We start from the raw sequence: 25828 nt of genomic DNA, 5'->3' as shown, positions 1-25828 counted from the left end.
TTTTTTTAGTTGTTTTTAGGTTTTTAGGTTGCAAAAATAAGAATTAATTAGCATTAGAAAGGATAATTTATTCCAAAATTTAAAACCGAGTGCCCAAAATTGTACTCTTTGAACCAGCGGTCTCCCTTCTCATGTGCCGGATTATAAGTCTTGAAGCCTAAATCTAATCGAATTACAAAAAAGCTTAAATCGTATCGTAATCCAAATCCTGTGCCTAAAGCAATCTCAGCTAAATCGTTTACGTTGTTAAATGTTGCCTTTTCATCGGTGACATTATCGAGCACATTCCAGATATTTCCGGCGTCTGCAAAGACAGCTCCCTTAACATCTCCGAAAACCTTGAATCGGAATTCGGCACTCAGTGCAATTTTCATATTTGCCTCGTTAAAATCATCTAAAGCATCGGTACTTCCCGGGCCTAATGAGTAAGGTTGCCACGCTCGATTATCATTTGAACCTCCGGAATAATAACTTCGTGAAAACGGAATATAATCTGAATTGCCAAAAGGAATCGCAATTCCGAAAAAGCTTCGAACGGCCAAGACTTTCTCTTTTCCAAAATCCCAGTGTTTAATGTAATCTACCTCCGTTTTAAGATATTCTGAATATTCCAAATTGAATATTTCGTAATTACCATTTATATTTTTTTGAAGATTAGCTATACTCGAAACAGCAGATAATAAAGTTCCGGCCGATTCTATTTTGGCTTTAAATTGATAGAAAATATTGTCAGCAAGATCTTTTTTAGTTGTTTTCGTAAACGTGTAACTCGAGGCTAATATAAAATCATTTTCGGTCAGACGAACTCTTCGTTCTTCGATACTCTTCACGTCTTGATATTGCTCATCCGCCGGCGTTAAGGCTGTCTGTTCTGTTAAAACATCATTAGTAAACCCAGTCGTTCCTGATGAAATTATTAAATTTCCATCTATATCAACATTTAGAGGATCAACGTTATAATTTCTACCAATTCCATTTAATTCGTCATAAGAAGAGGTGTATACATTAAAATAATTATCAGGATTTAAGTTACGAACAAATTGCGCATTCAATACTTCAAGTTTCGCAGTATTCAAACGTTTTGGAGACCAGTTGTAAGATAATCCTCCGGTAAAATTTTCTTTATCCAAACCAATATTTCGCTGTTTTGAGAAACCTGCAGCAATAATGGTCGAAGGAATCATCCTTTTCGGAATAATTTTTTCGGTTCCAAAAGGCATTAAGATCCTTGGGAAATTAAGTTTGGTGTCAATTCCGTATTCCGAGACATTAAAGAAATTGTCATTAGGGTTAGCCATATCTTTTGATGATCCGACATTTACACGTGCCGAAATTTCTAGTGTTTCAGCTCGGTTAAAAACATTACGAATCGTTTCTGAAACACTGGCTCCAATTCCAAAATCCTGAATATTAGAATGTGTTACATCCAGAGTAGCTCCAAAACTATATTTTTTTCTGGGTGTCAGATATACATTGGCTATTAATGATTGCGCCGTCGAATCTCGTTTATCAACTTCATATTGTATAGAAGGATAATTAAAAATCTTCAGGTTGTTTAAATAACGCGAGGAAAGTGTTGTTCTCGTATCAGAATAAGTGCTTCCTTTATTAATAAAAATAGCATCAGTAATGGCCCGCGGTTTATATTTTAGCTTTTTATAACTGTACAAATTAAAGTTTTTGTAAGTCGTACTATCTGTTATTTTGTTTTTTGCATTGGCTGCCGAATAGTCTGTATAAATGTTTACATCGCTTATTTTATACAATTTAAATGGTTCAGTTCTGCTTGAATCTCTTTCCTGAATATTATTATTGTTAATTTTTAAATTAATGTCTGCCTTATTTTTTTTGCCAATTGTATCTATATCAAAAGTAATATAAGTTGGCTGGAAGAAATATGCACCATGATTTCTGAAATAAGTGGTTATGCGATTTTTTTCTTCTTCAAAATCTGAAGTTTTATATTGCTTTCCGGATTTTAAAACTGAAGGTTCCGGATTTGTTTTATATAAGGAATCTAAAGCCGGAGTTAAAATAGTTGTTCTGATAGAGTCTAAAGTGTAGCCGGGACCAGTAAGAATATTGTAATTTATTCTCGCTTTTTTTGGTGCTATGCTATCAATTGTGTAATCAGTTTTTACATTAAAATAACCATTATTGAAATAATAGAATTTTAAACGTAATAAAGATTTTTTTGTTTTTGTAGTATCAATAATAACTGGCGGTTCACCAGTGTTTTTTAAGAATTCATGTAAACCTTTATAAAAAAATGATTGTCCAAGTCGGTCAACTTGTTTTGCTGATAGAAATTTAGCCTGACGCTCGTACAAGCCCGGATGATTTTTAAATTTAGCCTGATAAGTAGAATCTGGATTTAAATTGGCTAAATTGTACAAATTTAAACGCAATTTATACCCTAACAGAGTTCCATTTGGTTTTTGGTACATCTGATTTGATGCAGTTTCATCATTGGTATTCTTTCCATTAACAAGAATATTATTTTTTACAAGAAGTTTTTTTCCATCAGGAACTCTTTTTACAGCATCACAAGCGCAAATAAATATTGCTATTAGAATAAATGCTATTATTTTTGTGGAATTATTTTTCAAGTGTTCTAAAATATTTAATTCAAAAGTACATTATTTTATGGTTAGTAAAAACCAAATAAAACTTATAACAGGCTTGCATCAAAAAAAGCAGCGTTTTGCAAATCAATTATTTTTTGCCGAAGGAGTAAAAGTAATTCAGGAATTGTTGCAATCCAATTTTGAATTAGAGCATTTATACACGACTTTAAATGATTTTGAGACTGTTCAGCCTTCAAAGCGCACTCTCGTTAATGAACAGGAACTTAAAAAAATAAGTGCTTTGGCAACTCCAAATTCTTGTTTAGCTGTATTCAAAATCCCTGCCGAAAATAAAGTAATCGACTCAGGATTAATCATTGCGCTAGACGATATTAGAGATCCCGGAAATTTGGGAACAATTTTACGTCTTTGTGATTGGTTTGGTGTCAAACAAATTATTTGCTCTAAAGAAACAGTAGATATCTATAATCCAAAAGTAGTCCAGGCCACAATGGGTTCTATTGCCAGAGTAAATGTCAACTATATTGATTTAAAAACTTTTATCACACAAACAAAATTACCTGTTTTTGGAACTTTTATGGACGGTGATAACATCTATCAATCAAATTTGCCTCAAAATGGAATCATTATTATGGGTAATGAAGCCAATGGTATTTCAGCAGAAATTGAAAAAATAGTAACCAGCCGAATCTCAATTCCAAGATTTGGAGAATTACAAAAAACAGAAAGTTTAAATGTAGCTACCGCAACAGCAATTATTCTTAGTGAATTTAAACGAAATAGTTAAGAATTTGTTTTAATGAAAAGTGAAATTAATTAAAATTGCTCGCGATTTCATAGAATCGATATTATCTGTCCAGGGACTAGGTCCTTTTGCAGGGTTATCACGAATTAATTCATCCGTAATTCCAAACACACCTCTGATCGAAGGAGAGAAAATAAAATATTCCGAGAAGATATCAATTCCAAAACCTAGCTCGTAGGCTGCAGTCCAGGGCTTTACTCTGAATTTTCCTTCAAAATTATCATCTTGCGATTTTGAATTGCTTGATAAATTTAATGTAGTCGACATTCCACCTACTAAATAGGGACGAATGTTCCCAGTTCTTAAGGCTGAGAATTTCAATAACAAAGGAAAGTGGATATAGGTGCTGTTTACTTCTCTTAAATAATCTTGTTCCGAAGCCATATTTGGATAATACAGATCACGTTTTGTATAGTACAAACCTGGTTCAAAACGTAAATTAATATATTCCTGCAGTCTTAAATCGGCAACAACGCCGACATTAAAACCAGTAGTCTTTTTTACCTGAATATCAGGACCGGGATTTTTGTAGTCAAATTTAAAATCAAAACTATTAAAACCTAAAAAATAACCAAAATACAGGCGTTGTTTTTGCCAGTTTTCAAGATTGATTATAGGATCTTTGCTAAACATACTTTTAGCAAATTGCGAATATCCTTTTGTCGATAAGACTAATAAAAGTAAGATTACTGTTTTTTTCATACTATTTTTTAGAAGCAGAATAAATGGTTGCAACTCCAAAAGTTTGAGGCATTGCCACAACATCTATAAACCCAATTTTTCTCAAAATATTGTTTAAGGCCTCTCCGTAAGGAAAAACGGCTGCGGATTCTGATAAATAGCCATAAGCCGAATTATCTTTTGAAAATAATTTTCCGATTATTGGAAGTATATTTTTGCTGTAAAACCTATAACCTTGTTTATATGGAGTTTTATCCGGAACTGAAGTTTCTAAAATAACAAATACGCCGCCTGGTTTTAAAACTCTTAAGATCTCAGAAAAACCTTTTTCCAGGTTTTCAAAATTTCGTACTCCAAAACCAACGGTAATGGCATCAAAGTAATTGTCTTCAAAAGGAATATTTTCAGAATCACCTAAAACTAAATCTATAATATTAGAAAGGTTTTTATCTTCAACTTTCTTTTTACCAACTTCAAGCATTCCTGCAGAAATATCCAAACCAATGATTTTTTCAGCCTTAGTCTGAGCCATTAAAATAGCTAAATCGCCCGTTCCTGTTGCGATATCAAGAATTATTTTCGGATTAGTGTCCGATACGATTTTTAATACTTTTTTTCGCCATTTAATATCGATTCCAAATGAAATTACGCGATTCAAATTGTCATAGTTCCCAGAGATGTTATCAAACATTTGGGCAACCTGCTCTTTTTTTCCTAAAGAGGAGTCTTTATATGGGGTTATTTTTTCAGACATTTTTTTTATTTACGCAAATATAATACAAACTGTGTTAACTGTAATTGCGTTTTTAAATTTGTAAATCAAATGTTTTAGAATAAGCTATTTATAAACAGCTGATTTGTGTTTTTGACTCTCACTAAAAGCGGGTATTTTCAAAAAATCACTAAAAGTGGGTATTGTGCAGTGCTTGATTTATGGTCACTTTTGCTAAAGATAAAATGATGAAATTTTAATGATTGATAGAATATAATGACTTAAATCAAATGAATACTTTCTTGCACTGGTAATTTCATTTGTTCTTGTAAGTAGTTTTGAAAGTGTTGTTTTAAACCACAATACTGTTTTTTAAAATAAGTGCAAAATACGTTCTTAGGATTAAATTTGTTTTTGGAAATTTTAATTTTCTTGCCTTTAATATCTTAGTGGTATTTGTTATTAAAGGCTCTTTTTGAGATTTATTCTCAAATAACTTTAAATGTTATTCAGCTAATTCAAATGTTTTAAACATTTGTGATTTTTACAAAAACTACTTCCTGAAAGAGTCAGATCAAAAAAAATCAATCGTTTTAAAAAACATCCTTCAAAAGAGGATGTTTTTTTTATTTATCGTCGAATGTAAGTTTCGTAAGTATAATCATAAAGATGTTTTTCGTCTCTAAAATTTTCTTCAGATTCAACTAATTGCCAGTCGGTTTTATCAATTTCAGGAAAATACGCATCGGCATCAAAACTATGATGTACTTTAGTTATTTCTAATATATCTGCATGCTCCATTCCTAAATTGTAAATTTCGCCTCCGCCAATGATGTATGAATCTTCATTTTCAGGACAAACAGTAATCGCTTTTTCTATACTATCAACGACAATACAGCCTTCCGGATTGTAATCTTTTTGTCGTGTTATTACAACATGAACTCTGTTTGGTAATGGTTTTGGGAAGCTTTCAAAAGTTTTTCTTCCCATAATAATATGATGATTCGTTGTGAGCGATTTGAATCTTTTGAAATCATTTGGCAAATGCCATACTAACTCATTATTTTTTCCAAGAGCATTATTTTCTGCAACGGCCGCTATCATTATAATCATGGTATTCTAACTAAATTTTATTATCGGTATCCTCATTTACTCTGGACTCTAATTGACTGATTCTTTTTTGCTGTAAAGCAACAAGTCTGTCAATTTGTTCTCTTTCCCATTTTTTATTCATGAAACGGTCTGTGATGTAGACTTTTATAAAATGTAAAATGAAGATAAAAAACCAAATTGTAATGCCCCAAATACACCAATTTTGATCTGTGTTAGCTCCAAAATCAAAAAATCTGTTCGCAATAAATAAAAATAAGCTGCCTAAAAGAAAAAGCACAAAATGAAAATATAGGATTTTTTTCTGCCTAAGTCTTCTTCGGGCGTATTCGTATTGTTCGTGCACTTCTTTTTCCATAAGACAATTGATGAATAATGAGGTTATAAAGTTAGAATTTATTTTGAAATCATGGTATTTTTGAGTGTAGAATATTTGGATTCAGGAGATTGATAAATGAGAAACACAAAATTATAGGTGCTTTAAATTATTGATAAGGTTAAAAAGAACAGCTGTTTTTGCTATTATCATAAATCGGTAAGGCAGCTATTGAATGTTCAGCTGAATTTCTGTAATTTAGGTGTATAAATCTAAAAACTAAATAGTTATGTCTTTAAAGAAACAATTTATCAAAACAAAACCAGTGTGTAAAGTTACATTTTCTGTGGAGGCTAAAGATGCAAATTCAGCTGCTGTAGTAGGAGATTTTAACAATTGGAATCCGGAAGAAGGAACTTTGAGTAAGTTAAAAAACGGAACTTTTAAAGCAACTTATGACTTAGTGAAAGATGCTATTTATGAGTTCAAATATGTAATTGACGGATTATATGTAAATGATCCTGAAGCTGATTCTTATAAATGGAATGATTTTGCAGGAAGTGAAAATAGTGTTTTAGTTGTATAAAAAAATCCGCTCAACTAAGCGGATTTTTTTATTTATACAGCAACACTTCCTTTTATGCCAGCATGTGGTTCATAGTCTAAAAGTGTAAAGTCGTTATAATCAAAATCAAAAATATTTTTGATCTCTGGATTTAAAATCATTTTTGGCAATGATTTTGGCTCTCGGCTTAATTGCAGCTCTAATTGCTCGATGTGATTGTTGTAAATATGTGCGTCTCCAAAAGTGTGAATGAATTCGCCTGCGTCTAAATCACAAACCTGGGCGATCATCATAGTTAGCAATGCATAAGAAGCTATATTAAAAGGAACTCCTAAAAATATATCAGCACTTCGTTGGTATAACTGACAAGAAAGTTTGCCTTTTGTCTCACCTTTTTCAATATCGGGACTTGAAACATAAAACTGAAAAAAGGCATGACAAGGAGGTAAAGCTGCCTTGTTGTTGGCAACGTTTTCTTCAAATGATTTTTTCGTGTCTGGTAAAACAGATGGGTTCCAGGCTGAAACCAACATTCGGCGACTATTTGGGTTTGTTTTTAGTTCTGTAATCAACTCAGAGATCTGATCAATTTCTTCGCTGTTCCAATTACGCCATTGATGCCCGTAAACGGGTCCTAAATCTCCATTTGAATCTGCCCACGCATCCCATATTTTTACTCCGTTTTCCTGAAGATATTTAATATTGGTGTCGCCTTTTAAGAACCAAAGCAATTCGTAAATGATAGATTTTAAGTGTAATTTTTTGGTCGTAACCATTGGGAAACCTTCACTTAAATCAAAACGCATTTGGTAACCAAAAACACTTTTTGTTCCTGTTCCTGTTCGGTCTCCTTTTTGGCAACCGGTTTCTAAAACATGTTTTACTAAATCTAAGTACTGCTTCATGATTGCTTTAAACTTTAGGCTCTAAACTTTAGGGCTTTTTCCTAATATTTAAAGCTTGTTTTTTTTATAGTTTTGCTTTAGCTTATAGACTAAAGCTTATGGCTTACAGCCTAAAAATTATCTTTTCGAAATTTCGTCTCTAATTTTTGCTGCTTTTTCATAATCTTCCTGAGAAACGGCCTGATCTAAAAGCTCGTTTAGTTCCTGTAAAGTATGTTTTGCATAGACATCACCAGATTGGTTGCTTTCTTTTTCATGACCAAAAGTCTCCGGATTAGAAAGTACGTCGTCAATTTCCTGAGCACCAGAATCGGTGTCCGCAGTATTCGATTTTAAATAAATTCCCGCTTTATCCAAAATGTTTTTATAAGTGAAAATCGGAGCGTTAAAACGCAGCGCCAATGCGATTGCGTCAGAAGTTCTGGCGTCAATAATTTCTTCTATTTTATCTCTCTCGCAGATTAAGCTTGAATAAAAAACACCATCAACCAATTTGTGAATGATCACTTGTTTTACAACAATATCAAATCTTTCAGCGAAGTTTTTGAATAGATCATGTGTTAATGGGCGAGGAGGTTTTATTTCTTTTTCTAAGGCAATAGCAATCGATTGGGCCTCAAAAGCTCCAATAACAATTGGTAATTTTCTTTCGCCATCAACTTCATTCAAAATTAGGGCATAAGCTCCATTTTGAGTTTGACTGTATGAAATTCCTTTTATGGACAATTTTACTAGACTCATATATATGGGTAAAAAAGGGCAATTAATGCCACATTTTAATACTTTTTTTGATTGAAAAATAAAGGTGCAATTTTAATCAAAAAATATGGAACAAAAAAGCTACCTAAAACAAAGATACGATTATCTTGTTTTTAGGCAGCTATATTTTTATAGAGAATTTTAAATTAAGAATGTTGTGCTTTAAAAGCTTTTAATTTCTCAATTAATTTTGGTACAATTTCGAATGCATCTCCAACAACACCATAATCAGCAACTTTAAAGAAAGGTGCTTCAGGATCGCTATTGATTACTACTTTTACTTTTGACGAATTGATTCCGGCAATATGCTGAATCGCTCCTGAAATTCCAACTGCAATATATAAATTTGTTGCAACTGGTTTTCCTGTTTGTCCAACGTGCTCGCTGTGAGGTCTCCATCCTAAATCAGAAACGGGTTTAGAACATGCTGTTGCAGCACCTAATACAGCCGCTAAATCTTCGATTAATCCCCAGTTTTCCGGACCTTTTAATCCACGTCCTCCAGAAACTACTACATCAGCATCAGCGATAGATACTTTTCCGGTTACTTTTTCTACAGATTCTACTTTTACACCAAAATCATTGTCTCCAATAGATGGGTTGAAGTCTTCTTCAGTTGCAGATCCTGCACTTTCAAAAATTCCGTAAGAGTTTTTAGCTAAACCAAGAACTTTTACATCTGTACTGATTTCAGTAATGTTGAAAGCTTTGTTTGAGAAAGCATTTCTCTTTACCTGAAAAGGTGAAGTACTAACTGGTAATCCAACAACATTTGAAGCAAAACCTGCATTTAGCGCCACTGCCACTAATGATGAAAGGTAAATACTGTCTGTTGTAGAAGAAAGCAATACTAATTTTGTCCCTTCTTTTTCAGCAGCCTGTTTTATAACATCGGCGTAAGCCTTAGCTGTAAAGCCTGCTAATTTATCGTTGCTTACTTTTAGAACTTTATCAACTCCGTATTTTGACAATTCGCTTACGTCGCTCGTATTTACAGTCAAAGCCGTTACGGTTGTTCCTAATGATTCTGCTACTTTTTTAGCGTAAGAAGCTAATTCAAAAGCAACTTTTTTAAATTTTCCTTCTGCAGATTCTGCATATATTAATATTGACATAATTTTTTGTTTAGAAGTTTAAAGTTTGCTTCGCCTGTTCGAGCAAAGCTCTCGGGTCAGGTTTCAAGTTCATAAACTGAGACTGAAAACTGAGACTAAATACTGATTACTAGATTACCTTCGCCTCGTTGTGTAATAAATTAACTAACTCATCTAAATTATCAGGAGAAACTAATTTCACTGCTGATTTAGGAGCTGGTTTTTCAAATTTCACTGCTTTTGTATTTACAGGAGCATCAACTGGTTCAAGAATAGTTAAGGCTTTTGTTCTTGCAGTCATAATTCCTCTCATGTTCGGAATACGCAAATCTTTTTCTTCAACAAGGCCTTTTTGACCTCCAATAATTAAAGGTAGGGTAGTGCTTACAGTTTCTTTTCCACCATCTATTTCACGAACTGCTTTTACATTGCTTCCTTCAACTGTTAATGAAGTACAAGAGTTTAAAAAGTTAGAACCTAAAATTCCTGCAATCATTCCAGGAACCATTCCACCATTATAATCTAAAGATTCTTTTCCTGCAATTACTAAATCGTAACCCCCATTTTTAATTACTTCAGCTAATTGTTTTGCAACGAAAAAACCATCAGTTGGATTAGCGTTTACACGAATAGCTTCGTTTGCGCCAATTGCCAATGCTTTACGCAAAGTTGGCTCTGTATCAGAACCTCCAACATTAACAACGGTTACAGTTGCTCCTTGTTGTTCCTGAAACCAAATTGCACGTGTTAAACCAAACTCATCATTAGGATTAATTACATATTGCACACCATTGGTATCGAATTCTGAATCACCATTGGAGAAGTTAATTTTTGAAGTAGTATCAGGTACATGGCTGATGCAAACTAATATTTTCATAAGTATATATTTTATATTTATAATATGCTTTGACAAATTTAGAAATTAAAATCGGAATAATATACTATGCATGCATAATATTTTTTAAAAACTATTACGTTTTCGAAGATTATGGAATTTGAAGGTGTTTTTGTTTGAATATGGAATTGAAAATTCAGTTATTTAGTCTGATTCATAGGAATTTTGCAATAGCGTTTCATTGAACAGTTGTTAAACTTAAAGGCAATTTATACTACTTTTTGATTTGTGTCGTTATTACGATGGAATTTGCTGAAATCAGAATTAAACAAATAAGCCAGAGTTTGTCTAAAAAATGTTTTTACGAAAGAAACAATCACAATTATATCGATTTCGTAAATATCACAATAAATTTTTAAAAGTTAAAAGCAAAGAAGAGGAGGAAGTTCGTGTGATTTTAAATTCAATTTATGCTTTTAAGTTATTTAAAATATTTATTTTTGCTCTTCAGAAAATTCAACATACAATATAAATATGAGAACAATACAATTTAGAGAGGCCATTTGTGAAGCGATGAGCGAAGAAATGCGTCACGATGAATCCATATATTTAATGGGCGAAGAAGTTGCAGAATACAACGGAGCATACAAAGCTTCAAAAGGTATGCTTGCTGAGTTTGGCGAAAAAAGAGTAATTGATACTCCAATTGCTGAGCTTGGTTTTACAGGAATTGCAGTAGGATCAGCTATGAATGGTTGCCGTCCTATCGTTGAATATATGACTTTCAACTTCTGTTTAGTTGGTATTGATCAAATTATAAATAACGCTGCTAAAATGCGTCAAATGACAGGAGGACAATTTAATGTACCTATCGTTTTTCGTGGACCAACTGCTTCTGCAGGTCAATTAGGAGCTACTCACTCTCAGGCTTTAGAGAACTGGTTTGCAAATACTCCGGGTCTTAAAGTTGTTGTGCCTTCTACTCCTTATGATGCAAAAGGACTTTTGAAATCTGCTATTCGTGATAATGATCCTGTAATTTTTATGGAATCTGAGCAAATGTATGGTGATAAAGGTGAAGTACCAGACGGAGAATATACAATTCCATTAGGAGTTGCTGATGTTAAACGTGAAGGAACAGATGTTACTATCGTTTCTTTTGGAAAAATCATCAAAGAAGCTTTTATTGCTGCTGATGAATTAGCTAAAGAAGGAATTTCATGTGAAATTATCGATTTAAGAACAGTTCGTCCGATGGATAACGAGGCGATCTTAAAATCAGTTAAAAAAACAAATCGTTTAGTAATTTTAGAAGAAGCGTGGCCATTTGCAAGTATTTCATCTGAAATCACATATATCGTTCAGGAACAAGCTTTTGATTTTCTTGATGCGCCAATTCAACGTATTACAACTGCAGATACTCCTGCGCCTTACTCTCCTGTTTTACTAAAAGACTGGTTGCCAAACGCAGCTGATGTAGTAAAAGCAGTAAAGAAAGTAATGTACAAATAATCAAATAAACAATACTTATAAAACTTCATCAGTCATATTAATTGATGAAGTTTTTTTTTTGCCAGATGATGAAGAAAATAATTTTACTCAGCCTGTTTTTTGTATTTGCACTTGCGAATATAGTTACTGCACAAACTAAAGTGAGCGGAATTGTTTTGGACAAACTGAATCAGCCTATTCCGTTTGCAAATATTGTTTTTAAAGGTTCAAACACAGGAATAGTTTCCAATGAAGATGGTCGTTTTTATTTGGAATCACCCAATACTTATACCGCTTTATTAGTTACATCTGCTGGATTTTCGGATAAGGAAATTCCACTAGAAAAAGCTGTAAATTATAATTTTAAAATAGTTTTAGGCGAAGCCGAAGCTTTAAACGAAGTTGTAATTTTTACCGGAAAAACATCTAAAAAGAATAACCCGGCATTAGATATTTTGAGGAAAATTTGGGAAAGAAAGCGTAAAAACGGTTTGTACCAATTCAATCAATATGAAATGCAGAAGTACGAAAAAGTCGAGTTTGATATGAACACGATCGATAGTGCTTTTATGAAAAATAAACTCTTCAAAGGAATGGAGTTTGTGTTTGATCATGTGGATACTTCTGATGTTACCGGAAAAACATATCTGCCAATCTTTATCAATGAATCAGTTTATGACGTTTATGGCGACAATAAACTGAAGAAAGTAAAAGAGAATATTAAAGGAAGTAAAACCTCTGGTTTCAATGGAAATCAACAGATTTTATCTTTTGTAAAAGATCTTTATTCGGATTATAATATTTACGACAATCACCTTACATTTTTTGATAAAAGTTTTACAAGTCCGCTTTCAAAAACTGGAATTGACGTCTATAACTATGTCTTAAAAGACAGCGCTTATATCGATAAAAAATGGTGTTATAATATTGTTTTTTATCCAAGACGTAAAAATGAGTTGACTTTTAAAGGAGATTTCTGGGTAAACGATACCACTTTTGCTATCAAGAAAATTAATATGGGTGTTACTAAAAGCGCCAATATTAACTGGGTAAAAGATATTTACATCGAACAGGAATTTGATGTAGAAAATGACTCTGTCTTCCTTTTAACACGAGATTATATGATGTCTGATTTTGCCTTGAATAAAAAGGAAAAATCAAAAGGGGTTTATGGAAAACGAACCACTTTATATCGAAATCATAAATTCAACATTCAGAAACCCGAGAAGTTTTATAAAGAAGAGGTCAATTATATAGACAATGCCGTTTACGATCGGCCTGATGAATTTTGGGACGAAAATCGTTTCGAGAAATTAAATAAGGACGAACAGGGTATTTACAAAATGTTAGATACTTTACAAACCGTCAAACGATTTAAGCAAATTTATAGTTTAGTTTCTATTTTAGGAAGCGGTTATGTCGAGTTTAAAAACTTTGATTATGGCCCAATTTTCTCCACATTTGGATACAACGAAGTCGAAGGGTTAAGAGTACGTGTAGGTGGACGAACCTATTTTGGACCAAATGATCCGTGGCGTATACAAGCTTATACGGCCTATGGTTTTGATGATAGTAAATTTAAATATGGTGTTTCTGGAAAATGGATGGTTGATAAGAAAAAACGATTCATCATTTCCGGAGGAAACAGGCGGGACATTGAACAAATTGGTGCGAGCTTAACCACAACAAACGATATTTTAGGCCGAAGTTTTGCTTCTTCTGCGCTTTTCACAACGGGAAGTAACGGGAAATTAACCAATATTAATTTGAGTAACATTTCATTTGAAATGGAACCCATGAAAAATTTCGTTGTTCAGGCAGGACTTTCTTATAGAACTTTAGAATCGGCTTCACCTACTTTTAGTCTGGATTATTATACCACTTTGCCAAGTCCTTCAAATCCTGCAGGAGTTGTTGCAAGTGCGGTAACACAATCTGAAGCTAATATTCAATTTGAATTTATGCCAAATCGTAAAACTATTGGTTTTGGAGTAGAACGTGACCTTGTTGATAGTCCGTTTAGTCATTTCTTTGTGAACTTTAGTTATGGTTTAAAAGGAGTTTTTAATAGTGATTTTGCTTATGAAAAAATACAGATTTACTATAAACAACCTATTATTATTGGTGCTCTGGGAAGATCGAATGTTATTTTGGAAACAGGAAAAACTTTTGGTACAATTCCGTTAGGATTAATGAGTGTAATTCCGGGTAACCAGACTTATTTCACAATTGAAAACACGTTCAGTAACTTGAATTTCTACGAATTCATTACAGATCAATATACTACTTTGCAATGGAATCATGATTTTGGAGGAAGATTATTCGCCAGAATTCCATTTATGAGAAAATTGAACTGGAGAGAGTTTGTTGGTGTAAAAGGAGTTTACGGAACTATTTCAGACGCAAACAGAGCTATCAATGCTTCAGATCAGCCTTATAATGCACCGGAAAATGTATATTGGGAATATAATGCCGGAATCGGAAATATCTTCAAAGTGTTTAGAATCGATTTCTCCTGGAGAGGAAGTTATTTAAATGCTCCGGATGCTAATAAATTTGCAGTAAAGGGATCTTTTGGATTCTATTTCTAAAAAATAAAAATTATTGCCACAAAGACGCCAAGTCGCTAAGATTATTTCTTTGCAACTTGGCGTTTTTCTATATACTATATTATTTCAAGCAGATTTTGCAGATTTGAGCTGATTAACGCAGATTTTATAATTTCAGTTTAAGGAAATGAATCTGATAAATCTGCAAAATCTGCGCGGAAAAAAACTTTGCGACTTGGCGTCTTTGCGAGATTCTTTTTTATTTAATTTTGGATTAGACTTAAAATCACATTATGCAAGAAGCAATCGATTTTCTATCAACTAAAAATCCAATATTTCAGGAAATTATTGAGAAATATGGTTTACCTCCAATTCCGAAACGCCCTCAGGGTTTTGAAACTTTGGTATTGTTAATTCTTGAACAGCAAGTCTCTATAGATTCGGCGAAAGCCACATTTTTAAAAATAAAATCTTATACAACTTGCAATCCTGAAAATATGTCGATTTTATCAGATGAAGAATTTCGATCTTTAGGTGTAAGCCGTCAAAAAACAAAATATATCAAAATTTTGGCTGAGGCAGTATTAAATAAAGAACTAGATATAGAAAGTTTAGCTTTAAAATCTGCAAAACAAGTTCGGGAAGAACTTATAAAATTAAAAGGAATTGGCAATTGGACAATCGATATTTATTTAATGTTTTGTTTGCAGGAACCGGATTTGATTCCACTGGGAGATATTGCAGTGGTTAATACAATCAAAGAATTGCTGGATATTCACGACAAAAATGAAATGGAAATTCATGCTGAACAATGGAGTCCGTATCGCTCTTATGCGACCTATTTACTCTGGCATTATTATTTAAATAAACGAAATCGCAAGATTACTTATTAACTATCTGTTATATAAATGGAAAGTATATTAATTAATGAATAAAAAGCATAGATTAATGTACTTTTTTCATTGTAAAAAAGGATTGTTTAGTTACTTTTGCAATCGAATTTATAGAAATAATAAAAAACGAAAATGACCGCAGACAAACTAACGACTTTCGATGTATTAATCGAAATACCAAGAGGAAGCAGAAATAAATACGAATACGATTTTGAAATCAAAAGAATGCGTTTTGACAGAATGTTATTCTCTTCAATGATGTACCCGGCTGATTACGGATTTATTCCGGAAACTTTAGCTCTTGACGGTGACCCTCTTGATGTATTGGTTTTGATAAATGAACCAACTTTTCCTGGATGTGTTATAGAAGTAAAGCCAATTGGTGTTTTTCACATGGCAGATGATAAAGGACCAGACGAAAAAATCATTTGTGTACCAGTTTCAGATCCAATCTGGAATTCATTAAATGACCTTTCAGATATTAACGGACACCTATTGAAAGAAATCGAGCATTTCTTCCAGGTTTACAAAGACCTTGAAAACAAAAAAGTTGATGTTGAAGGTTGGGGAGACGTAAACGAAGCATTTGCAATTATTGCGGAGTGTACTAAGCGTTTTGAGGATATCGAAAATAAACCAGAGGGATTATTTAGTATTAAATAATTTTAGCCCTATTCTATTATAAAAAAAGCAATACTCCGTCAGGAGTATTGCTTTTTTGTTTAAATTCGTTTTAGTTAGTTTGTTGACTATTAACCAAAACCACTAAAACATTATGAATGCATTTATGATTTACTTGCCAATTGTTATGGCAATTATTGGATTACTTTTCATGGGAATAAAAAGGACCTGGGTTTTAAAACAAGATGCAGGCGACGGGAAGATGAAAGAGATTTCAGATCACATTTACGAAGGTGCTCTGGCGTTTTTAAAAGCAGAATACAGATTACTTACATTTTTTGTAATTGGTGCCAGTTTAGTATTAGCCGGAGTTTCTTTTATCGTTCCTACCACACATATATTAATAGTAGTTGCTTTTATTTTTGGTGCCTTTTTCTCAGCCTTAGCTGGAAATATGGGAATGAAAATAGCAACTAAAACGAATGTCAGAACAACTCAGGCCGCACGTACAAGTCTGCCTCAGGCACTGAAAGTTTCTTTTGGAGGCGGAACCGTAATGGGTTTAGGCGTTGCAGGTCTTGCCGTTTTAGGATTAACAGGTTTCTTTATTGTTTTCTTCCAAATATTCATGAACGGAACCTGGACATCATCTGAGGATATGACTAAGGTTTTAGAGACTTTAGCCGGATTTTCGCTTGGTGCAGAATCAATCGCATTATTCGCCAGAGTTGGAGGTGGAATTTATACAAAAGCTGCTGACGTTGGTGCAGATTTAGTGGGTAAAGTAGAAGCTGGAATTCCCGAAGATGATCCTCGTAATCCAGCTACGATTGCTGATAACGTTGGAGATAACGTTGGAGACGTTGCAGGTATGGGAGCCGATTTATTTGGTTCGTACGTGGCGACAGTTTTAGCCGCGATGGTTTTAGGAAATTATGTAATTAAAGATATGGGTGGTTCTATTCAGGATGCTTTCGGAGGAATTGGGCCAATCTTGCTTCCAATGGCAATTGCCGGTTTCGGAATTTTATTTTCGATTATCGGAACTACGTTGGTAAAAATATCTGATGATAATGCTAAAGAAGCACAAGTACAAAAAGCATTAAATATAGGAAACTGGGTTTCAATTGCCTTAACCGCAATTGCATGTTTCTTTTTAGTACAACATATGTTGCCGGAAACAATGCAAATGAGTTTCTTTGGAGAAGGTTCTAAAGATATTTCATCAATGCGTGTTTTTTATGCGACTTTGGTAGGATTAGTAGTTGGTGGAGCAATTTCATCAGTAACAGAATATTATACTGGATTAGGTACAAAACCAGTAATGGCGATTGTACAAAAATCATCTACAGGAGCTGGAACAAACGTTATTGCCGGTTTGGCAACTGGAATGATTTCTACTTTCCCAACAGTTTTATTATTCGCCGCAGCAATCTGGATTTCTTATGCTTTGGCTGGTTTTTACGGAGTTGCTTTAGCGGCCTCAGCAATGATGGCAACTACAGCGATGCAATTAGCAATTGATGCTTTTGGTCCAATCTCTGACAATGCCGGAGGAATTGCTGAAATGAGTGAATTGCCGAAAGAAGTGCGTACCAGAACAGATATTTTAGATTCAGTAGGAAACACGACTGCAGCAACCGGAAAAGGTTTTGCGATAGCATCAGCAGCACTGACTTCATTAGCTTTGTTTGCAGCTTATGTAACCTTTACAGGAATTGACGGAATCAATATTTTTAAAGCACCAGTTTTAGCCATGTTATTTGTCGGTGGAATGATTCCGGTAGTGTTCTCAGCATTAGCTATGAATTCTGTTGGAAAAGCGGCAATGGATATGGTGTACGAAGTACGTCGTCAGTTTAAGGAAATTCCGGGAATTATGGAAGGAACCGGAAAACCTGAATATGGGAAATGTGTTGAAATTTCTACAAAAGCGGCTTTACGTGAAATGATGCTACCGGGAATTTTGACGATTGGTTTCCCAATTGCAATTGTGTTGTTAGGTAAATTGGTTTACGGAGATAACAATCAGTTAATTGCTGAAATGTTAGGAGGATATATGGCAGGAGTTACTGTTTCAGGCGTACTTTGGGCAGTTTTTCAAAACAATGCCGGAGGTGCCTGGGATAATGCTAAAAAATCTTTTGAAGCCGGAGTTATGATTAACGGTGAAATGACCTATAAAGGTTCCGATGCACATAAAGCTGCGGTGACTGGAGATACTGTTGGAGATCCGTTTAAAGATACTTCCGGGCCTTCAATGAACATCTTGATTAAATTAACTTGTTTGATTGGATTGGTAATTGCTCCAATTTTAGGAGAAGGCCATTCGTCTTCGGCTATGGCTGAAAAAGGTTCTTGTTGTAAAATGGAAATGCATGCAGCCGGTGCTTCTAAATGTGGAGATTTGTCAGGAATGACAAAAGAAGAATGTATTAAAATGTGCAAAGAAAAAGGATGTACCGCTGAAGAAACAGCAAAATGTCTGGCTCATTATGATGCAAACGGAAAATACACGCACCAAAAAACAGATTGTTTTGATACAACTAAATACAGCAAAAATAGAGTTGAAGTTAATTTGTCTACCGCAAATGGTGTTACAGTTGGAACGGTAACCAAAACTGAAAACGGAAAAACTACAACAGAAGTTTATGAAGGAACTGAAGAAGAAGTGAAAGCAAAAATTGAAGCTACGAAGTAAATTTCAGTTAGTTATAACAAAAATGCCTCTAAATTTAGAGGCATTTTTTATTTAGTGTAAATCCGTGGAATTTGTGTTTCTAAAACAATCCGTTTAATTCAGCATCAATTCTATTAATGATGTTTCCTAAATCTTCAGGATTATCGACGAAGTTAATATTATCAACATCAATAATCAATAGCTTTCCTTTCGTATAAGTCTGAACCCAGGCTTCGTATCTTTCATTTAATCGGCTTAAATAATCAATAGAAATAGAGTTTTCGTATTCGCGTCCACGTTTGTGAATCTGTCCTACTAAATTTGGAATAGAACTTCTTAGGTAAATCAATAAATCAGGAGCTTTTACTAATGATTCCATCAATTCAAACAATGAAGTGTAATTTTCGAAATCACGACTTGTCATTAATCCCATTGAATATAAGTTGGGAGCAAAAATATAAGCATCCTCATAAATCGTTCTGTCCTGAATAATTTTTTTTCCGCTTTCGCGAATTTGCTGCACCTGACGAAACCTGCTGTTCAAGAAGTAAATCTGCAAATTAAATGACCAACGTTCCATTTGGTGGTAAAAATCATCTAAATAAGGGTTGTCAACAACATCTTCATAATGTGGTTCCCATTTAAAATGTTTGGCCAATAATTTAGTCAAAGTTGTTTTTCCAGCGCCTATGTTTCCTGCTATTGCTATGTGCATTACGGTGTTACGATTTTATAATTGGTAATTTCTTTAGTTGTAAAAATAGATAAAATTTGGTCTTTGTAGCAGAATTTATCAAAGCTTTTTTGTAAAATTTCAATTTCAGAAAAGGTATCCAAGTCAGCACTTGTTTTGTCTGTAAAATAGAGCAGATTAGCTTTTCTGAAAATGTAAGAATTTGGATTTATAATTTCGATTTGGTCATAGTCAGGGATTTTTCCTAAAGAAGTCGTTTTTCCGAAAATATCACAAGAAAAGAAATTGTTTTTTTTTATCAATCCAATAAAAAGTATTAAAGTCAGTTTGGTAATATTTTATACCTTCTGTTAAAGGGGTAGAAACCGTTTTGTATTCATTTTTTAAATAATCAAAAAGACCAATTTGTTGATTTAAGGTGTTGAAAATCCACAACTGATTTTGGGTTGACATGCCAATGGCTGGTACAACTATAGGAGTGTTGTTTAAAGAAAAATTAATTTCTGTCATTTTGTTTAACTGATTGTCCAATAAAACAGCGGTATTAAAATCTTCATAAAACAAAACTATTTTAAGAGGATTTAAAATGTCAACTTTGGTAATATTTCCTAATGATACATTTTTGTACTCAAAACCTCATCTCCTTTAGTTTTTCTAAAAACATTATCTTTAATATGATAAGAAAATCCAAAAGAATCATATCCTAAGAAATCATCAATAGCAGTATTAAATTGAGAGATTAAAGTCGCGTTTATTTTTTTATTTTGTGCAGAAACAGCTGATAATGAACAGGCTATAAAAAATAGAATTAAAATTTTGCGCACTGTTTTGTTCATAAGAAGTAGGTTTCAAAAGAGCCAAATTACAAAAAACTATGTACGAAATGGTTTAAATAGCCTATTAAGTTGGATTTTTTCTTTAAAACGTTTCAGAATTGCAACAATCTAATTAACAGCTGATTTCGTCGATCGGTTATTGGTATTGATATATTTAATTTTTAGTATTTTAAAATTAATAATACATTTGAGAGTAAGTTTTATTGATTTACTCAATTTTAAAATAAAAGAAATGAAAAAAATATTCTTATATATGTCTTTAATGCTTGTATTTACTCAAATGCGTGCGCAAAAAGACTTTCAGGGAATGGCTGTTTATGAGTCAAAAACGCAGGCACCTAAAATGGATGGAATGCGGGCGAATAGAGATATTACGCCTGAAATGCAGAAAAACATGGAAGAGCGTATGAAAAAAATGCTGGAGAAAACCTTTATTTTAAATTTTGATAAGTCGGCTTCTATTTACAAAGAAGAAGAAAAGTTAGAAACTCCGGGACAACAAGGCGGCGGAATGCGTATTATGATGAATTCTTTTATGGGTGGTGGAGGAACTTTTTACAAAGATGTAAAAAGTAAATCATATACAGTTGACAAAGAATTTATGGGAAAAGAGTTTCTGGTTATAGATTCTCTGCCAAAATTAAACTGGAAACTTGAATCTGAAACAAAACAAATTGGAGGTTACACTTGTTATAAAGCAACTGCTGTGAAAGAAGCCAGTAAAACTGATTTTAGAAATTTCAGACCTAAAAACAATGACGATAAAAAGTCTGAAGATAAAAAAGACGAGACTAAGAAAACTTCAGGAGAAACTAAAACCAATTTTCAGGATAATTTTGAAATTCCAAAAGAGATTATTATAACAGCTTGGTATTCTCCGGAAATCCCGGTAAATCAGGGTCCAGAGAATTATTGGGGTTTACCTGGTTTGATTTTAGAAGTTAATGATGGAAGAACAACAATCCTATGTTCAAAAATTGTTTTGAATGCGAAAGATAAAGCCGAAATAAAAGCGCCTACAAAAGGAAAAGTAATTTCTCAGAAAGATTACGATGACACCGTTATTAAAAAAATGGAAGAATTTAGAGAAATGAACCGTGGTCGTGAAGGTGGTCCGGGTGGCGGGCCAGTACTGATTAGACGTTAATTTTTTTAGCACATCATCCTTAGATTTTTTTCATGAAAAATATACTTCTCTTCGTTATTTTCTTAATGACGTCTATAACTTTTGCCCAAACTGTACGTTTTGATGGTGTTATTCAGGACGAGCAAAAAAATCCGTTGGAAATGGCCAATATTATGGCGGTTAACAACGGGACAAAAGCAATGGATTCATACGGAATTACAAACGATAAAGGAAAGTTTCAGCTGACTTTAAAGCCCAATACTTCGTATATGGTAAAAGTGAGTTATCTCGGAATGAAATCGAAAGAAATTGCGATCTCAACTAATACTGAAAATATAGTTCAGAATATTGTGATGGACGGCGCAGGAATTGAACTTGAAGGCGTTGAAATTGTACGTGAAATGCCGGTTTCTATAAAAGGAGACACTATTGTTTACAATGCCGATTCTTTTAAATCGGGAACTGAAAAAAAACTGGAAGATGTCTTAAAAAAATTACCCGGAGTTGAGGTAAATGCCGACGGTGAAATTGAAGTTGAAGGAAAAAAAGTCAGCAAATTAATGGTGGAAGGAAAAGATTTCTTTGATGGAGACACCAAACTTGGGGTTAAAAATATTCCTGCCGATGCAATTGATAAAATTCAGGTTTTGCGAAATTATAATGAAGTTGGCGCTTTAAAGGGTTTGGAAAACGATCAGGATAATGTCGCGATGAATATCAAACTGAAAGAAGGCAAAAAGAACTTTTGGTTTGGTGATGCAACTGCCGGAATTGGAGTTGCAGAACTCGACAGCCGTTATATTATTAATCCGAAATTATTTTATTACAGTCCGAAATACTCCATTAATTTAATTACCAATTTTAATAATATTGGCGAATTGCCATTGACAGCCCAGGATTATTTTAAATTCACGGGCGGATTTAAAAATATGATGAAGAAGGGTGGAAGCAATTTTAATGTTTCATCAAATGATATTGGAATTTCACTTTTAAGAAATAATCGAGCTAAGGAAATAGAAACGAAATTTGGCGCAACCAATTTTGCTTACTCCGTTACAAAAGCCTGGAATATTAGTGGTTTCGGGATACTTTCTACTTCAAAAACAGATTTAGAAACCAAATCTCAAACGACCATTTTAGATTCTGGTGATCAGCAAAAAAGAGACGAATCAACGCATCAAAAAAATAATTTGGGACTTTTTAAATTGAGTTCAACGTATAAACCCAATGATAAATTTCAGTTTGATTATGATATTTTAACAAAATTGTCCAAACAAGATGAAGATACTGAATTGCTCCGTGAAGCCGTAGAGAATAATGTAACTTCAATTGAAACAATCTTCACAAATAAAAAGCAAAATCCCACATCAATAAACCAAAATTTGAGTTTGTATTATACTCAAAGCGATAAAAATATTTTTGCTTTTGAGATGCAGCATTTGTATCAGGACGAAAACCCGTTTTATAATGCTAATTTAAGAACATTACCATTTGATTTGTCAGGTTATATTACAGATCCAAAACAAAATAGAAATGATTTGAATCAGGATCGCTTTGTAAAAACAAATAAACTCGATGCTAAATTGGATTACTATTACATGGTAACGCCAAAAAGCAATATTAATATCACTTTAGGGAATACATATTCTTATCAGGATTTCAACTCACATATTTTTCAGATGTTGGATAATGGAGATCGAAATGATTTAAATGATCCTGAAAACAACAATCAGGTAAATTATAATTTTAATGATACTTTTTTAGGTTTTCACTATAAGATTTTGTCCGGTAAATTTACATTGACACCCGGAGTAAGTCTGCATTCCTATTCAATGACAAACACACAGTTGGGAACAGATTATTCTCAGAGCTTCACCAAAGTATTACCTGATTTTTTTGCCCTGTATCAAATCAAGAAATCAGAGACATTGACTTATAATTTCTCTTTGTCAAATGATTTTACAGATATAAATCAGTTGGCGGCGGGTTATGTTTTATCAGATTACAGTAGTTTGTTTAGAGGAAATCGATTTTTAGAAAATGCCACTTCGCAAGTTCATTCGCTGCGCTATTTCAAATATAATATGTTCAATTTTGAGAACATTTTTGCCAATGCAACATACACGAAAAAAGTAGATGCCATTAAAACCAAAGCTGATTTTGATGGGATAAATCAATCTTCAGTACCCTATAATTCTAACTTGGCAGATGAAACTTTTTCAGGAATGGGAAGTTATGGACGTTCTTTTTTAAAGAATTATAAAGCATCTGCAGTTGCAAGTTTCAATTGGTCGAAATTTAATAATATTCAAAATAACGCATTGGCCACTACAGAAAGTTTTACTCAAAGTTATACCGTAAGGGCTTCAACAAATTATAAAAACTTTCCGAATTTAGAAGTAGGATACAACGCCTTAATCAATCAATACAGCGGTTCGACCTATTATACAGACAAACCTTTTGCACGATTGGATTATTATTTTTGGAATAGTTTTTCGTTTGTTTCAGAGTATGAATTTTATCATTATTATAATACTGATAAAACGGTTGACAATGAATATGATTTTCTAAGTGCCAGTTTGATTTATCAAAACAAGGACAGCAAATGGGAATATAAAATTGCTGCAACCAATCTATTAAATACAAGATATCTTAATGATGACAGTTTCTCACAGTTTTCTACACGAGTTTCACAATACACGGTTCAGCCTCGTTACATCATCTTTTCGATGAAATATAATTTATAGTATTTTAATTACAAAGCATCTTTTTTGTGATTTGTTTAATCAGGAATGCAATATCTTTACGCATGATATTAACAGCCAAAAATTTTAAGTATGCGTAATTTTAAATGGAGTTTCTTATTCTTTTTTTGTGTAACATTTGTTTCGTTTTCTCAAACAAAAGGCATTCAAAAAGGAACTTATCTTTCTACAAATAAAGGACAAAAAATCAAATTGAATTTATTAGAAGAGAATAAGTACGAGCTGGTTTTTTATTCCGGGGATTATGAGATTAAAGGGGATTCTCTTTTATTTTCGCAAAAAGTAAAATCAGAAAATGCTTTTGATCTAGCTTTTGCAACTGATAAAAAAGCACAAAAAATTAAAATCAAGTTTTTAGATCCTTCTTATTATTCGTTCTATATCGGAACACAAAAATCAAATGATCCTGTTCAGTATCAAAAAATCAATGATATCAGAACTAAAATTGATCCGGACTTTATCCAGACAAATTTAGAGTTTGAATTGGATAAAGCAGATTATTTGTATTTGGTTTATGAAGATTACAATGGAGAAAGTAAATTGTCAAAATTTGCTTTGCCAAAAGATGTTTCTGAAGTGACTATCAATTATCAATTGGCCGTTTTAGACGATTTAAATATTGCCGGTTTTTTTGATCAAAAAACAAATGAGTTGAGAATTTCTGAGCAAAAAGGAAAGAATCCGTTAGTTTTTTTAAACGAAAAAGATACACCTCTAGCTGCAGTTTCAAAAGTTATTCCAGTTGAAAGTCAAACTATTTCAAACTGGACTTATCCGGGAAAGGAAGCGCTAATGAGTGATGATTTTGGCGCAGATGCTACGGTTGATAGCGCCGCAGTTGTTGTAGATTCTTATCCTTCAACTAAATTCGATTTTAAATTTAAGATTGAAAACAATTTAAAAAATGCTCTTTCAGCAACAAAAAATAAACTTTTGGTTGTGTATGCTGATAGTAAAAATGCTTCAGCAAAAAGTGATTTTGATACTTTTATAAAAGATCAGGAAGCGCAGGTAGGATATACTATGTATGATGCTTATCATGCAGAATACGATCTTTTTAATTATTATTTGGCTTCCGCCGAAGATAAAAAATGGCTGAAAACGAATAAAATCACAGACAATCCAGGCATAATTGTTTTGAATGAAAATGGAGCTATTTTAGCAACTTCAAAATCTAATTTGAAAGACAAACAGGCACAGTTTAATTATTATGACGGATTCTATAAAAAAGCGCAAAGAGTAAATGCTTTTCTGTCTTTTGATAAAGTGATTAAAAATAAAAAAACTACGGATGCAGATTTGATTATGGCTTTTAATAAAGCAGCTGTTCTCGAAATGCCTTACGATTATGATTATGCTGAAACAAGTACGGAGAATCCCGAGGATTTTAAGCTTGTAAAAGTGACGTTAGACAAAAAAACAGTTTCTCAAACCTGGAAAAAATTAATTGAAGCACATCAAAAAGATACAAAACCAAATATGTATCTGGTAGAAACAATTCTGAAAGAAATTAAAAATCAAGGTTTCTATAAGCAATTTTTTAATGAAGACAAAGTGCTGACCGATACTGATTTTCTGTCTATTGATTATTTGATAAAACATGCTGATGCAATAGAAACTCAAAGAGTAGCTTTTAATGAAAAAGAAGGAGAAATACATTTGGTTGGTAATGTAATTGCTGAAATTACTTCAGCACTGCAACAAAATGCCTATATAGAAGTAGATGGAATTTCCGGAGAAGCAAATAAAGACAAGACAATATCAGTTTATAAAAACTAATTACTGCCGGAAAAGGAAATTTTG

23 protein-coding genes are annotated in these 25828 nt (G+C 33.0%); 10 read left to right on the top strand and 13 right to left on the bottom strand.

Features of this window, described 5'->3' with window-relative positions; all coding sequences use genetic code 11:
- Positions 1–53: 53 nt before the first annotated feature.
- The gene (locus IHE43_RS00350; RefSeq protein ID WP_192186160.1) at positions 54–2609 is read right to left on the bottom strand and encodes a BamA/TamA family outer membrane protein; all 2556 of its coding nucleotides are present in this window, start codon (positions 2607–2609) and stop codon (positions 54–56) included.
- 37 nt (positions 2610–2646) lie between these two features.
- On the opposite strand from IHE43_RS00350, the gene IHE43_RS00345 reads away from it, so the two are divergent.
- The gene (locus tag IHE43_RS00345; protein ID WP_192186159.1) at positions 2647–3375 is read left to right on the top strand and encodes an RNA methyltransferase; all 729 of its coding nucleotides are present in this window, start codon (positions 2647–2649) and stop codon (positions 3373–3375) included.
- 9 nt (positions 3376–3384) lie between these two features.
- Here the strand turns inward: IHE43_RS00345 and IHE43_RS00340 are convergent, their stop codons facing one another.
- The 4 genes from IHE43_RS00340 to IHE43_RS00325 form a co-directional block, all read right to left on the bottom strand.
- Entirely contained in the window at positions 3385–4095 is a 711-nt protein-coding gene (locus IHE43_RS00340; protein WP_192186158.1) for a porin family protein, read from the bottom strand.
- 1 nt (position 4096) lies between these two features.
- On the bottom strand, positions 4097–4828 hold the full coding sequence (gene ubiE, locus IHE43_RS00335; protein ID WP_192186157.1) for a bifunctional demethylmenaquinone methyltransferase/2-methoxy-6-polyprenyl-1,4-benzoquinol methylase UbiE: 732 nt from the start codon (positions 4826–4828) through the stop codon (positions 4097–4099).
- A 588-nt stretch (positions 4829–5416) separates the two neighbouring features.
- Entirely contained in the window at positions 5417–5899 is a 483-nt protein-coding gene (locus tag IHE43_RS00330; protein ID WP_192186156.1) for a dihydrofolate reductase, read from the bottom strand.
- A gap of 10 nt (positions 5900–5909) precedes the next feature.
- Complete coding sequence (locus IHE43_RS00325; protein ID WP_192186155.1) at positions 5910–6254, bottom strand: 2TM domain-containing protein; 345 nt, start codon at positions 6252–6254, stop codon at positions 5910–5912.
- A 247-nt stretch (positions 6255–6501) separates the two neighbouring features.
- Between IHE43_RS00325 and IHE43_RS00320 the strand changes: the two genes are divergently transcribed.
- Entirely contained in the window at positions 6502–6798 is a 297-nt protein-coding gene (locus IHE43_RS00320; protein WP_056190188.1) for an isoamylase early set domain-containing protein, read from the top strand.
- 32 nt (positions 6799–6830) lie between these two features.
- Here the strand turns inward: IHE43_RS00320 and IHE43_RS00315 are convergent, their stop codons facing one another.
- The 4 genes from IHE43_RS00315 to IHE43_RS00300 all read right to left on the bottom strand — a co-directional run bounded on the left by IHE43_RS00315 (position 6831) and on the right by IHE43_RS00300 (position 10412).
- The gene (locus IHE43_RS00315; protein WP_192186154.1) at positions 6831–7682 is read right to left on the bottom strand and encodes a thymidylate synthase; all 852 of its coding nucleotides are present in this window, start codon (positions 7680–7682) and stop codon (positions 6831–6833) included.
- Positions 7683–7799: 117 nt separating this feature from the next.
- Positions 7800–8423, bottom strand: a complete 624-nt coding sequence (locus IHE43_RS00310; RefSeq protein WP_192186153.1) for a bifunctional nuclease family protein — start codon at positions 8421–8423, stop codon at positions 7800–7802.
- Positions 8424–8587: 164 nt separating this feature from the next.
- Positions 8588–9556, bottom strand: coding sequence for an electron transfer flavoprotein subunit alpha/FixB family protein (locus tag IHE43_RS00305; protein WP_192186152.1), 969 nt, complete (start codon positions 9554–9556; stop codon positions 8588–8590).
- 109 nt (positions 9557–9665) lie between these two features.
- Positions 9666–10412 (bottom strand): electron transfer flavoprotein subunit beta/FixA family protein, encoded by a 747-nt coding sequence (locus IHE43_RS00300; RefSeq protein WP_192186151.1) that lies wholly within the window; start codon positions 10410–10412, stop codon positions 9666–9668.
- A gap of 492 nt (positions 10413–10904) precedes the next feature.
- Between IHE43_RS00300 and IHE43_RS00295 the strand changes: the two genes are divergently transcribed.
- The 5 genes from IHE43_RS00295 to IHE43_RS00275 all read left to right on the top strand — a co-directional run bounded on the left by IHE43_RS00295 (position 10905) and on the right by IHE43_RS00275 (position 18625).
- Positions 10905–11882: a pyruvate dehydrogenase complex E1 component subunit beta gene (locus tag IHE43_RS00295; RefSeq protein ID WP_026983869.1), complete on the top strand. Its 978-nt coding sequence runs from the start codon at positions 10905–10907 to the stop codon at positions 11880–11882.
- A gap of 68 nt (positions 11883–11950) precedes the next feature.
- The gene (locus IHE43_RS00290; RefSeq protein ID WP_192188127.1) at positions 11951–14452 is read left to right on the top strand and encodes a DUF5686 family protein; all 2502 of its coding nucleotides are present in this window, start codon (positions 11951–11953) and stop codon (positions 14450–14452) included.
- Positions 14453–14703: 251 nt separating this feature from the next.
- Complete coding sequence (locus tag IHE43_RS00285; protein WP_192186150.1) at positions 14704–15303, top strand: DNA-3-methyladenine glycosylase; 600 nt, start codon at positions 14704–14706, stop codon at positions 15301–15303.
- Positions 15304–15435: 132 nt separating this feature from the next.
- Positions 15436–15966 carry an inorganic diphosphatase gene (locus IHE43_RS00280; protein ID WP_192186149.1) on the top strand — a complete coding sequence of 177 codons (531 nt, stop codon included), beginning with the start codon at positions 15436–15438 and terminating at the stop codon, positions 15964–15966.
- Between the two features lie 112 nt (positions 15967–16078).
- Entirely contained in the window at positions 16079–18625 is a 2547-nt protein-coding gene (locus IHE43_RS00275; RefSeq protein WP_192186148.1) for a sodium-translocating pyrophosphatase, read from the top strand.
- Positions 18626–18704: 79 nt separating this feature from the next.
- Here the strand turns inward: IHE43_RS00275 and IHE43_RS00270 are convergent, their stop codons facing one another.
- The 4 genes from IHE43_RS00270 to IHE43_RS23410 form a co-directional block, all read right to left on the bottom strand.
- The gene (locus tag IHE43_RS00270; protein ID WP_026983862.1) at positions 18705–19319 is read right to left on the bottom strand and encodes a deoxynucleoside kinase; all 615 of its coding nucleotides are present in this window, start codon (positions 19317–19319) and stop codon (positions 18705–18707) included.
- On the bottom strand, positions 19319–19600 hold the full coding sequence (locus IHE43_RS23420) for a hypothetical protein (protein WP_225585310.1): 282 nt from the start codon (positions 19598–19600) through the stop codon (positions 19319–19321). The genes IHE43_RS00270 and IHE43_RS23420 overlap by 1 nt, the downstream gene beginning before the upstream one ends.
- Positions 19569–19808 (bottom strand): hypothetical protein, encoded by a 240-nt coding sequence (locus IHE43_RS23415; RefSeq protein ID WP_225585308.1) that lies wholly within the window; start codon positions 19806–19808, stop codon positions 19569–19571. The genes IHE43_RS23420 and IHE43_RS23415 overlap by 32 nt, the downstream gene beginning before the upstream one ends.
- A gap of 98 nt (positions 19809–19906) precedes the next feature.
- Positions 19907–20134, bottom strand: a complete 228-nt coding sequence (locus IHE43_RS23410; protein ID WP_225585307.1) for a hypothetical protein — start codon at positions 20132–20134, stop codon at positions 19907–19909.
- Positions 20135–20366: 232 nt separating this feature from the next.
- Between IHE43_RS23410 and IHE43_RS00260 the strand changes: the two genes are divergently transcribed.
- The 3 genes from IHE43_RS00260 (at position 20367) to IHE43_RS00250 (ending at position 25804) form a co-directional block, all read left to right on the top strand.
- Complete coding sequence (locus tag IHE43_RS00260) at positions 20367–21281, top strand: GLPGLI family protein (RefSeq protein ID WP_192186147.1); 915 nt, start codon at positions 20367–20369, stop codon at positions 21279–21281.
- A 32-nt stretch (positions 21282–21313) separates the two neighbouring features.
- Positions 21314–24007, top strand: coding sequence for a carboxypeptidase-like regulatory domain-containing protein (locus IHE43_RS00255; RefSeq protein WP_192186146.1), 2694 nt, complete (start codon positions 21314–21316; stop codon positions 24005–24007).
- A 90-nt stretch (positions 24008–24097) separates the two neighbouring features.
- Positions 24098–25804: a hypothetical protein gene (locus tag IHE43_RS00250; protein ID WP_225585298.1), complete on the top strand. Its 1707-nt coding sequence runs from the start codon at positions 24098–24100 to the stop codon at positions 25802–25804.
- The last annotated feature ends 24 nt before the right edge of the window (positions 25805–25828 follow it).

The organism is Flavobacterium sp. MDT1-60 (genome assembly GCF_014844035.1).
Lineage (GTDB): Bacteria > Bacteroidota > Bacteroidia > Flavobacteriales > Flavobacteriaceae > Flavobacterium.
Note: the sequence above shows the minus strand (reverse complement) of the source record. Positions and strands in the feature narration are given on the sequence as shown.

What these genes read in the sequence shown, in the direction of transcription:
- IHE43_RS23415 (WP_225585308.1), bottom strand. Translation starts at nt 19,808, where the DNA reads ATGACAGAAATTAATTTTTCTTTAAACAACACTCCTATAGTTGTACCA.
- IHE43_RS00345 (WP_192186159.1), top strand. Translation starts at nt 2,647, where the DNA reads ATGGTTAGTAAAAACCAAATAAAACTTATAACAGGCTTGCATCAAAAA.
- IHE43_RS00270 (WP_026983862.1), bottom strand. Translation starts at nt 19,319, where the DNA reads ATGCACATAGCAATAGCAGGAAACATAGGCGCTGGAAAAACAACTTTG.
- IHE43_RS00300 (WP_192186151.1), bottom strand. Translation starts at nt 10,412, where the DNA reads ATGAAAATATTAGTTTGCATCAGCCATGTACCTGATACTACTTCAAAA.
- IHE43_RS00255 (WP_192186146.1), top strand. Translation starts at nt 21,314, where the DNA reads ATGAAAAATATACTTCTCTTCGTTATTTTCTTAATGACGTCTATAACT.
- IHE43_RS00310 (WP_192186153.1), bottom strand. Translation starts at nt 8,423, where the DNA reads ATGAGTCTAGTAAAATTGTCCATAAAAGGAATTTCATACAGTCAAACT.
- IHE43_RS00295 (WP_026983869.1), top strand. Translation starts at nt 10,905, where the DNA reads ATGAGAACAATACAATTTAGAGAGGCCATTTGTGAAGCGATGAGCGAA.
- IHE43_RS00325 (WP_192186155.1), bottom strand. Translation starts at nt 6,254, where the DNA reads ATGGAAAAAGAAGTGCACGAACAATACGAATACGCCCGAAGAAGACTT.
- IHE43_RS00315 (WP_192186154.1), bottom strand. Translation starts at nt 7,682, where the DNA reads ATGAAGCAGTACTTAGATTTAGTAAAACATGTTTTAGAAACCGGTTGC.
- IHE43_RS00340 (WP_192186158.1), bottom strand. Translation starts at nt 4,095, where the DNA reads ATGAAAAAAACAGTAATCTTACTTTTATTAGTCTTATCGACAAAAGGA.
- IHE43_RS00320 (WP_056190188.1), top strand. Translation starts at nt 6,502, where the DNA reads ATGTCTTTAAAGAAACAATTTATCAAAACAAAACCAGTGTGTAAAGTT.
- IHE43_RS00305 (WP_192186152.1), bottom strand. Translation starts at nt 9,556, where the DNA reads ATGTCAATATTAATATATGCAGAATCTGCAGAAGGAAAATTTAAAAAA.
- IHE43_RS00275 (WP_192186148.1), top strand. Translation starts at nt 16,079, where the DNA reads ATGAATGCATTTATGATTTACTTGCCAATTGTTATGGCAATTATTGGA.
- IHE43_RS00260 (WP_192186147.1), top strand. Translation starts at nt 20,367, where the DNA reads ATGAAAAAAATATTCTTATATATGTCTTTAATGCTTGTATTTACTCAA.
- IHE43_RS00290 (WP_192188127.1), top strand. Translation starts at nt 11,951, where the DNA reads ATGAAGAAAATAATTTTACTCAGCCTGTTTTTTGTATTTGCACTTGCG.
- ubiE (WP_192186157.1), bottom strand. Translation starts at nt 4,828, where the DNA reads ATGTCTGAAAAAATAACCCCATATAAAGACTCCTCTTTAGGAAAAAAA.
- IHE43_RS00330 (WP_192186156.1), bottom strand. Translation starts at nt 5,899, where the DNA reads ATGATTATAATGATAGCGGCCGTTGCAGAAAATAATGCTCTTGGAAAA.
- IHE43_RS00285 (WP_192186150.1), top strand. Translation starts at nt 14,704, where the DNA reads ATGCAAGAAGCAATCGATTTTCTATCAACTAAAAATCCAATATTTCAG.
- IHE43_RS23410 (WP_225585307.1), bottom strand. Translation starts at nt 20,134, where the DNA reads ATGAACAAAACAGTGCGCAAAATTTTAATTCTATTTTTTATAGCCTGT.
- IHE43_RS00280 (WP_192186149.1), top strand. Translation starts at nt 15,436, where the DNA reads ATGACCGCAGACAAACTAACGACTTTCGATGTATTAATCGAAATACCA.
- IHE43_RS00250 (WP_225585298.1), top strand. Translation starts at nt 24,098, where the DNA reads ATGCGTAATTTTAAATGGAGTTTCTTATTCTTTTTTTGTGTAACATTT.